Origin of the sequence: Tissierella carlieri (assembly GCF_018917285.1) — a bacterium.
GTDB lineage: Bacteria > Bacillota > Clostridia > Tissierellales > Tissierellaceae > Tissierella > Tissierella carlieri.
The window spans coordinates 150,028-158,571 of the sequence record NZ_JAHLOH010000025.1 but is presented as its reverse complement, the minus strand read 5'-3'; the positions used below and the strand labels follow the sequence as shown (position 1 = coordinate 158,571).

Below are 8,544 nucleotides of genomic sequence, written 5' to 3'. Positions count from 1 at the left end.
TTTCCAGCTAAATATTCTTGTACAACTTTCATCTTAAATTCATAACTATATTTTGCCATTTAAAAACCGACCTCCCATCAGTTAGATTCTTAGGTCTAACTTTTGGGGGTCGGTTCATTAAGTAAGTGCTTTATTTTACTATAGCTAATCCTATTATTCCTATTGCTAAGCCTGCTAATAATCCATAAAATCCAAATATAAAAAATCCTAATATAGGAAAAGTGAATGCAAATGTCATTCTAGTACCTAGTTTATCCAATTTCGCACCAGTTTTCTTATATCTATCTGCTCTTTCTTCTAGCTTTCTTATTTTTTCTTCTTGATTACTCATTTAATCTACCCCCTTAGCAATACCAACAACATACCATAATAAGTTAGACTTGAAGATTATATATTTAATTTGTAACTTACTCTCTATTGCTAAGGTAACTGGGTTTCTAACCTTCTATATATATCTATATATTTGTCTATTATTTCATCCTTACTTTCTCCGAATGACTTAAGGTTTCCTTTTGGATTTCTTGCTAAATCAATAACTTTTTGATATACATTATATAGTTCCAATATTGTTTCGTATGATCTTTCATATTCATCTGGTATATTCTTTAATTCTTTTACATCTTTCTCTATTCTTTTCTGTGCATATTCCATTGATTTTACCTCTGAATCTATCTCATTATCAAAATATAACCTCTCTATTGCTACATTAAAATCATCTACCCATTCCTCATCAATTTGTGTGTATTTATCTGTTTCACTATCTGACTCCTCATATATTGTATTATACCAAACTTTGTAGGTTAGATTAAGTAATTCTTCTGCTTTTGAGACACTTGCATGCATTATTTTAATTAATTCATCAACATTATAGGTATATTCTTCTATTTTTTTCTTTTCTTTTTCTTGATTGTATAACCAAATGCCACCAATTAGCATTGATATGATTATTAAAAAACTTATTAATCTTCCAACTATTTTTTTCTTTTTTCCTTCCTCTATTTTTACATTGACGGATGTAAGTTCCACTTTCTGTGTTTCAATATTATCTTCTACTAGTGGATATCCACAGTGCGGACAAGCTTTCACTTTGTCGGATATTTCTTTAGTGCATTCTGGACAAGATATTAATGCCATAAAAACATTCCCCCTTGTTTTTCTACCATTTTATACCATCACTAGTCTTTTATCAATGATTTATGGCAACAAAAACTCACTTTAATATCCTGTATTTCAGTTTTATATTTTTAATCAGCCATAGCCAATTTGTTTCTCCATCTATAGAAGAAGTCTTCCATAAGAGGATCAAATTCTCTTCTTAATATATCTTTAACTTTTTCAATTTCTTTCCTATCACCATTAGCTAAAGTAACATTTATCACCGGAGCAAATGTATGCCCCTCAACTACAGTAGAATTATTAGACGTAGAGTTATTAAATATTTCTTCTGTATCCCTAGAATTTACAACCTTTGCTCCATTGGCTAAGTTACGTGTTTGTCTACCTATTATAAGTTCAATACCACGCTCACCTAGTTCAGTAGGTCCGCCTTTCCAGTAATTAGTACCTAGAGCATTTCTGCCTATTCTACTCCATCTCTTAGGATCATGCTTAGGAGCAGTTGTTTGGTTGTTTCCACTTCTAGCAAGTCTAGCCTTGTCACTATTGGATAGTAATCCTTCTGTTTTTATAGGTTTACCTGGAGCATTTAATCCTCCAACTCTAGGATTAGCTTTTTGGTTTTGTACTTTTGCAGCTATTTCATCAGCATTTTTAATACCATAGTTGACTATTCCATATGCAGCTCCCAGAGCAAGGAGAGCTCCTGTAGCTATTCCCACAGGTCCAGTTGCAAATGCTTTTAATGCAGCACCAGCTCCTGTCAAATACGGACCCCATCCACCTACTGAAGATACTTTAGTATTTAATTCTCCCAGTCCCTTGGCTAGTCCTCCAAGTTTTTTTAGTACTGGTCTAGCAACAGCAGCTCCTACTAATCCATTAAATACTTTGGTTTGCTTTTCCTCTCCAAGATCACCAAATTTAGTCCCTAATTTATGAACTAGGTCAAGTCCTTTATTTACATAAGGTAATACATTTTTACCTAATACTTCTCCTATATCTCCTAGTCTGTTTTTAGCATACATTAAATTAGATGAAGCATTATCAGCTATATTTGCAAATTCTTTATTTAAGGCATTATTTTCCTTCCATGCTCTATTTCCCATAGCAAGAATATTATTTAATTTGTTACCTGCTCCTGCTGTTCTAAGGATAGCATCTCTTACTCTTACCTCACCAAGACCCATGTCATTTAACAAACCTATAACATTGGCTCCTTCTTCCTGTAGTTGCCCTAACCCTTCTGTAAAAGCTACTACTGCTCCTGCTGCATTGTCTTCAAAAGCTTTCTTAAATTGCTTAGTGGTCATTTTTGCAACTTTGGCATATTTGCCTAAATTCTTATTGCTTGTCATGGTAGCTTCTTGCATATCAAATAATAATTTTGATACAGCAGTACCTCCACCATCAGCCTCTAAACCTAAACTTGAAAAATTAGCAGCAAGTCCTATTATTTCACTATGAGACATCTTTACCTGTTTACCAGCTGCACCTATTTTCATGGCCATATCAACTATTTTAGATTCTGTTGTCTCTGTATTGTTCCCTAGCTCTACTATAGTTGAGCCAAGTCTATCAATATCACTAATATCCATACCAGTAAATCCAGCAAACTGTGCTAAGTCGGCACTGGCATTACTTCCTAAGTCAGTTGTTTTATCTAACTTCGCAACTGTAGAAGTAAACTTGGTAATATCTTTAGTTTTAATTCCTAATTGTCCAGCACTTTCTGCCATAGCATATAATTCAGTAGTAGCTATAGGGATAGTATTAGCTCCCATATAGTCTAGTTCTTTTTTTATAGCTTGGAGTTCTGCTTTAGTACCATCTACAGTTTTTGTTACACCAGAAAATGCATCTTGCCTATCTACAAAAGTTTTAAAACTAGTACCTAGTGCACCAGCTATAGGTAAGCTTAACCTAGTAGTCCCCCAACTTCCAACAGATGTCATTGCCCCACCTAACTTAGTTAGATTTTTCCCCATACTAGCAGCACCAAGACCACCTAATTCTTTGTTAAGCTTAGCATGCTCTAATCTTAAATCTAGAATATTATTCTTATACTCTTCAACTTCCTTAGAGTTTTCTCCGTACTTTTTGCTAATTTTACCTAAAGTTTCTGGGTAGTTTTGTAGTTCTTTATCTAGTCTACCTATTTTTCGTGTTAGTGCATCAGTTTGCATTTCATTGCTATGCAGTACCTTTTCCATACTGCTAGCAGTTTGTTGCCAAAGTTTATGCCTTTTATCTATTTTTTCTAAGTCTTTCGTAGCTCTCCTGGCACCATCTCCTAAGTTAGCTACTCCTACACTTGCCCTAGATACTTCCTTACCCATAGCTCCAAAGTTGTCTACTATATTATCAACCTTTTTATCTAACTTATTTAAACTGACAGTAGCATTATCTTCAAACCCAATACCAACAGCTACATCCCTTAAATTCTCACTCATCTATTCACCACCTTGATTTTGTGGCTTTTTCTTCTTAAATTCAGTTATGGCCATCTCTGCTTCCAATAATTCTTCATAGTCCATCTTAGAAGCATCACCATAGCTTAACCAACTATTTAATACTAATGCCCACATTAAAGAGTTATTCTGTACTCTCTTCTTTAGTTTCCTCTGGTTCACCTCTGGAACCAAGAAAGGTCTCTACCTCATTCATTAATTCATAACCTGATGAATAATCATTATCAAAATCCTCTAATTTTACCTTAGGATTTACTACACAGTGCTTGAACAACTCATCCGCATAAGCAGACTTCATAAGAACTCCTCTCTCATTAGTGCTATTATCTACTATATCTAGATAACTCCTGTAAGGTATACTTTGTAATTTATACTCCACTCCATTTATTTTAACTGTTTTTTGTCTCATTGTTTATTCCTCCTTAATGTTCTAATTAATATTTATGATAATAAAATAGACACCCTTCTTTAGGTGCCTATCTCATATCCATATATGGTACAAATATAGTAAATTCTCTCTCGTTTATTTCTATTCCATGTTCTAAATTTGCAGGTTTCCTCACTCTAGCATCATTTCCACTTACATTAGTAGCATTTGTATTTAGATCTACTACTTGAACTGGAACTAAGGCATTTTCACCTTTGGCTAAACCTAACTTGTTTAAATATGGTATGCTTGGACTTGTCCTTGCTAATGTAATAGTTATTTCTCCTGTTTCATTAGCATTTTCAGCCATAGAAACTTCTCCCTTGGCTCCTACATATTCAGTAAAAGTATCTTCCATCTTTTCTACTGCTATGAAGGAATCCTCTGCAAATCCAGTAATAATTATTCCACCTACAATTAAATTAACTAGTTTTGGATCATATAATTCAACGCTCATTAATTACACCTCCTAGTACAATACAGTTCCATTGATATTTGAAAGATGTATAGCACCTTCAAGTTTAGCATTCCAGGTAATCCCTTTATAAACTCTATTTGCTACATCATTTTGGGGTACCTCTTCTCTTTTTAATACCTTGATATCGTAAACTGCTTTATCATTTTCATCTTTTAGTATAATCCCCATATCTGCACCTCTTTGAAGTACAGAAGTAATAACTCCCACTATCATACTAATACCTTCATTGGAGTATGGTATCTTTTTATTGTTTACTGCTAAATACATTAATTCCTCTTCCATTTTAGACTGTAACCAATGAACTCCCATAACAATATCAATATACTCACCATTGGTCATTTTCCCTTCTGTTGTCTGCAAAACACCCATTTTCCTAATGTAGCTATTTCCGTTATCTTTATGAAGTTGATTTAATTCTGTTGTATTTATATTGGCTGGTTTAGATCCATTTACTGTTTTAAATTTAAATGTAATACTTCCTGGATTATTTACCGCACCTATAGCCACTAGACCTTCACCTATAAAATCCTCTTCATCATTATGATAGTAAACAGCCGTATTTTCATTTTCCATTAATGCTGACAACCCTAAGTTTTGAGTAGTGATAAAGAACACTTTCATCTGGGTATCAGTCCATTTTGCTAACTCCTGTACTACTTCATCACTGTTATTAGTACAAGTCAAGAAGTACCAATCGTTACTAGTTTCTATCAGTGTGTTTAAAGCTGTTACTAAGCTATTCGGTTCTCCTGCTACTTCATCATACAAAATAGAATATATAGCTATCATTTGAGGACTTGGGGTTTGGCTGAATATTTTAGCAGCAATTTTATACTCTTTTGAATCAACTCCAAAATCTTTAGATATTCCTTCAATTTCTGCGTATTCTTTGTACGGAAAATCTTTACTTGTTCCTAAAATTAAAGGAAGGCCAAATCCTTTTTGGGATATAGCCTTTGTTTGTTTTGTAATATTAACTACAAAATCCTTCATTGAATTACCTCCTTATTTATTTCAGTTTCTTCTATTGTTTCAGTTGTAAATTTCTGTATATCCATAACCCTAATAGTAACATCTAAACCCTGTCTTTTTTCATAATCATCTACTATTTGTATGGTTCTGTCTTGAATATTTGATGTATCAACCACTACTATTCCATTTTCTTTCAAGAATTCATATCCATGAAATTTAAACCAAGATTCTATATTTAAAGCTAATTGATAACTTTCTACATCATCAGTACTGTAGGCACTAATAGATATAACCATTTTAGGTTGTTCTGTCCTGATATGTTCGATATCATACTCAAACTTATCATTACTTGAAGGTACTATATCTTTATATATATTATGTGAGCCTTGCGGTATCTTTAGAGTTGTGAATTTATAGCTAACATATGGATACTTAGGTTTCTTACCTATATCATCAGTAGGGACAATATCTACACCTAAGAAGATACGCAACCCTTTTACAATATCATTTCTTATTTTCCTATAGTCCATTAACTCACGCCCTTTTTACATATATAGATATATAAATCTTTGCTATGACTACTATAGTCTAATTCTTCGGATACAGTGTAATCTTTACCTTTCCACTTAATTCTTTGTCCTATAGATAACTTTTGTAAGATGTATATCTTAATATCTGATATATCATATTTTCCACCTTCACCATATTGAATTTGTGTAGATAATCCTTTTATTCCTATTCGAAATACTGCAGCTTGTACTTCTTTTTCAGTAAGAGGACCTTCTTTCCAAGTTCCACCATCATCCCAATCTCTTTTACCTTCTTCTGATATATATATGGTTATAGTTTCACTGTTATTGTTAATTAAATTTGTGAAATCCATTAAGCTTTCACCACCTTATAGGAAATACTCTGTCTAAGTCTACCACTATCAATAAGAGGATTCGAGCTACCTTTCATGTTTTTCGTTAATGTACTATTTGGTGGACTATCTAAATTGGTCATATAGTCTTTAAGTTCTCCAACTATATAATCACCTAATAACTCAAAACATAATCTAGGAGAGATCTTCATTACTAGAACATCTTTAACTAATCTAGTAGCCTCCTTTTCGATTTTAGGCAATCTTTCATCAAATCCGCTTCTAATAAAGCTCCTCTCTGGGATTTCAACACTTCTAGCTAACCAATAATAAAATTCTAGATCTGATTTGCCTTTTTCTTTGGCCAAAAATAACTCTCCACTCTCTGCTCTTATAACAAATAAATCTGAGATATCTCTTGGATTCTTTCCTTTAGCCTTTTTATTTACAGGAATAGTTAAAAATCTTCCATTCTTTGGTTTAATACTAGCACCAAACTCATGAGCTGCAGCAATCTTTACTAAATCAGAATCTACGCTAGCAAATATTCCAATCCTAACCTTATAAGAGCATAATTCTTTAATAATCTTCTTATACTTGTCAATATTGTTAGTGTCTTTAATGGTAATCGACATGCTACCACCTAAGCTTTCTATAAGGATTTAGCATCACTTTCACATCTGCTGGAAAGTTTTTCACCTCGAAATAACTCATCTTCAAATCTGCAATTCCTTCACTTTGTACTGTTCTATCCTTAGAATCATATTTGATTAATTTTTCTACTGCTAATTGAATTGGTTTAGGTGCATTTTCTAATTCACTAATATCCCTAAAGTTATTCAAATCCTCTTTTATTAATTCAAAATAAGCTTCTTTTAATTCATTTTCATTCATATAAACACCTACTTATAATAGAGGATGAAATTATTCTTCATCCTCTTGTTCTTTTAATACCTCTATCAATTCTTCTCTTTTTAGATTGCTAGAGCCTTTAATTCCCTTCTCTTTAGCTAGCTCCTTCAATTCTTCTACTTTTAAATCTTCTAGTGGTCTTTCTTCACCAGTTGATTCATTTTCTTGCTTGCTGTGATTTAGAACGTGTTCCCTCAACCTCTTTGCTCTTCTTTCAAATGCTGTTGACATATTATTCCCTCCTACAAATAATCAGAGGAGCCAAGGCTCCCCTATTAATCGATTTTAAACATAAACTTAACTATTCTTACTGCTTTTGGTTCATAAACTCTTGACCAGTTAGTACCAGTTTCTAACTCGGTAAGACTTGGGAATGTTTTTTCTGTTCCTAAATTTGGTTCAACCCATTTTATACCTCTAGGATGTAGTATAGATATCTTTCTATTTACAAGGATATCTTCACCTGCCAGAGACATTCCTCTTCTAACTACTTCTGTTTCTTGTATGTCTTTATGTTTACCATTACCCCATGCAATGGCACCTTGACCGAATAAATAAGCTTCTGCTGCTCCTGTTACTGAATCAAAAGTCATAGCATCATCAACAATAACTCTCTTATTCATAAAGTATGGTATTCTCATACTTCCTTTTGAATCTTCTTTGTACTCAATTAAGTCATTTTTAACAAGATATGCTTCTACGACTGAATGCATCATAACACCAGTTAATAAATCTTTTGCATCTCCCATGACCTGAGCTGCATCAACAAAGCTCCTACCATTAATTAGTTCTTTTCCACCTGTTAATGCTGTGATATCATGTACTTTTTCTGCCATATTTGCAGCTGCAAATACTCCATCTAATATTGATAACAATATTTGCTGATTTTGTCTTTCCCAATAAGAAGCAAATAAATTAGCTATAGCACCCATAGGATCATCACCTGAAAGCATAGCTGACAAAGCATTTACACCATAAGATTTTACGAAACCTAGTTTTCTTGCCATGTCTTGTCTAGCTTGTATCTTACCTGGTGTATGGTCTCCTTCATCATGCATTACTTCTGGATCACCTGTTAAATCATCCCAAAATGGCATATTGATGAGAGTGTTAGGTCCACTTGCTAAGTTGTCAAATTCACTATTATTCTCAGCTATTCCTGATTGGATTAATGCCGATAATTCCATAGTCCTTTGGATTGTATAGGGTGTAAATACTTCTGGTTGAATTACATCTTGTATTCTAGTAATTCCTGCATGTAGTTGTAAGTTCATTTTAAATTTTGTATTCATTATTCCTCTCTCCT

At 33.2% G+C, this 8,544-nt stretch carries 13 protein-coding genes; all 13 read right to left on the bottom strand.

Annotation, left to right across the window (positions count from 1 at the left end; all coding sequences use genetic code 11):
- Positions 1-130: 130 nt before the first annotated feature.
- The 13 genes from KQI38_RS07735 to KQI38_RS07680 all read right to left on the bottom strand — a co-directional run bounded on the left by KQI38_RS07735 (position 131) and on the right by KQI38_RS07680 (position 8,530).
- Positions 131-331 (bottom strand): hypothetical protein, encoded by a 201-nt coding sequence (locus KQI38_RS07735; RefSeq protein WP_216557725.1) that lies wholly within the window; start codon positions 329-331, stop codon positions 131-133.
- 89 nt (positions 332-420) lie between these two features.
- Positions 421-1,134, bottom strand: coding sequence for a zinc ribbon domain-containing protein (locus KQI38_RS07730; protein ID WP_216557722.1), 714 nt, complete (start codon positions 1,132-1,134; stop codon positions 421-423).
- 110 nt (positions 1,135-1,244) lie between these two features.
- The gene (locus KQI38_RS07725) at positions 1,245-3,569 is read right to left on the bottom strand and encodes a phage tail tape measure protein (RefSeq protein WP_216557719.1); all 2,325 of its coding nucleotides are present in this window, start codon (positions 3,567-3,569) and stop codon (positions 1,245-1,247) included.
- Positions 3,570-3,704 carry a hypothetical protein gene (locus tag KQI38_RS22290; RefSeq protein ID WP_276515558.1) on the bottom strand — a complete coding sequence of 45 codons (135 nt, stop codon included), beginning with the start codon at positions 3,702-3,704 and terminating at the stop codon, positions 3,570-3,572.
- A 7-nt stretch (positions 3,705-3,711) separates the two neighbouring features.
- Positions 3,712-3,996 (bottom strand): hypothetical protein, encoded by a 285-nt coding sequence (locus KQI38_RS07720; RefSeq protein WP_216557716.1) that lies wholly within the window; start codon positions 3,994-3,996, stop codon positions 3,712-3,714.
- A 67-nt stretch (positions 3,997-4,063) separates the two neighbouring features.
- On the bottom strand, positions 4,064-4,471 hold the full coding sequence (locus KQI38_RS07715) for a phage structural protein (RefSeq protein ID WP_216557713.1): 408 nt from the start codon (positions 4,469-4,471) through the stop codon (positions 4,064-4,066).
- Between the two features lie 12 nt (positions 4,472-4,483).
- Positions 4,484-5,485 (bottom strand): DUF3383 family protein, encoded by a 1,002-nt coding sequence (locus tag KQI38_RS07710; protein WP_216557711.1) that lies wholly within the window; start codon positions 5,483-5,485, stop codon positions 4,484-4,486.
- Entirely contained in the window at positions 5,482-5,994 is a 513-nt protein-coding gene (locus tag KQI38_RS07705) for a phage neck terminator protein (protein ID WP_216557708.1), read from the bottom strand. The genes KQI38_RS07710 and KQI38_RS07705 overlap by 4 nt, the downstream gene beginning before the upstream one ends.
- On the bottom strand, positions 5,994-6,347 hold the full coding sequence (locus KQI38_RS07700) for a hypothetical protein (RefSeq protein WP_216557705.1): 354 nt from the start codon (positions 6,345-6,347) through the stop codon (positions 5,994-5,996). Before KQI38_RS07700 ends, KQI38_RS07705 begins: the two co-directional genes overlap by 1 nt.
- Positions 6,347-6,961, bottom strand: coding sequence for a hypothetical protein (locus tag KQI38_RS07695; protein WP_216557702.1), 615 nt, complete (start codon positions 6,959-6,961; stop codon positions 6,347-6,349). The genes KQI38_RS07700 and KQI38_RS07695 overlap by 1 nt, the downstream gene beginning before the upstream one ends.
- A gap of 1 nt (position 6,962) precedes the next feature.
- Positions 6,963-7,220 (bottom strand): hypothetical protein, encoded by a 258-nt coding sequence (locus tag KQI38_RS07690; RefSeq protein ID WP_216557699.1) that lies wholly within the window; start codon positions 7,218-7,220, stop codon positions 6,963-6,965.
- Between the two features lie 30 nt (positions 7,221-7,250).
- Positions 7,251-7,469, bottom strand: coding sequence for a Rho termination factor N-terminal domain-containing protein (locus KQI38_RS07685; RefSeq protein WP_216557696.1), 219 nt, complete (start codon positions 7,467-7,469; stop codon positions 7,251-7,253).
- Between the two features lie 44 nt (positions 7,470-7,513).
- Positions 7,514-8,530 (bottom strand): major capsid protein, encoded by a 1,017-nt coding sequence (locus tag KQI38_RS07680; protein ID WP_216557693.1) that lies wholly within the window; start codon positions 8,528-8,530, stop codon positions 7,514-7,516.
- Positions 8,531-8,544 lie beyond the last annotated feature (14 nt).

Bases quoted from the DNA above. Each gene is read 5' to 3' on its own strand.
- KQI38_RS07725 (WP_216557719.1), bottom strand. From the start codon at position 3,569: ATGAGTGAGAATTTAAGGGATGTAGCTGTTGGTATTGGGTTTGAAGAT.
- KQI38_RS07680 (WP_216557693.1), bottom strand. From the start codon at position 8,530: ATGAATACAAAATTTAAAATGAACTTACAACTACATGCAGGAATTACT.
- KQI38_RS07690 (WP_216557699.1), bottom strand. From the start codon at position 7,220: ATGAATGAAAATGAATTAAAAGAAGCTTATTTTGAATTAATAAAAGAG.
- KQI38_RS07735 (WP_216557725.1), bottom strand. From the start codon at position 331: ATGAGTAATCAAGAAGAAAAAATAAGAAAGCTAGAAGAAAGAGCAGAT.
- KQI38_RS07730 (WP_216557722.1), bottom strand. From the start codon at position 1,134: ATGGCATTAATATCTTGTCCAGAATGCACTAAAGAAATATCCGACAAA.
- KQI38_RS07720 (WP_216557716.1), bottom strand. From the start codon at position 3,996: ATGAGACAAAAAACAGTTAAAATAAATGGAGTGGAGTATAAATTACAA.
- KQI38_RS07715 (WP_216557713.1), bottom strand. From the start codon at position 4,471: ATGAGCGTTGAATTATATGATCCAAAACTAGTTAATTTAATTGTAGGT.
- KQI38_RS07710 (WP_216557711.1), bottom strand. From the start codon at position 5,485: ATGAAGGATTTTGTAGTTAATATTACAAAACAAACAAAGGCTATATCC.
- KQI38_RS07700 (WP_216557705.1), bottom strand. From the start codon at position 6,347: ATGGATTTCACAAATTTAATTAACAATAACAGTGAAACTATAACCATA.
- KQI38_RS07705 (WP_216557708.1), bottom strand. From the start codon at position 5,994: ATGGACTATAGGAAAATAAGAAATGATATTGTAAAAGGGTTGCGTATC.
- KQI38_RS22290 (WP_276515558.1), bottom strand. From the start codon at position 3,704: ATGTGGGCATTAGTATTAAATAGTTGGTTAAGCTATGGTGATGCTTCT.
- KQI38_RS07695 (WP_216557702.1), bottom strand. From the start codon at position 6,961: ATGTCGATTACCATTAAAGACACTAACAATATTGACAAGTATAAGAAG.
- KQI38_RS07685 (WP_216557696.1), bottom strand. From the start codon at position 7,469: ATGTCAACAGCATTTGAAAGAAGAGCAAAGAGGTTGAGGGAACACGTT.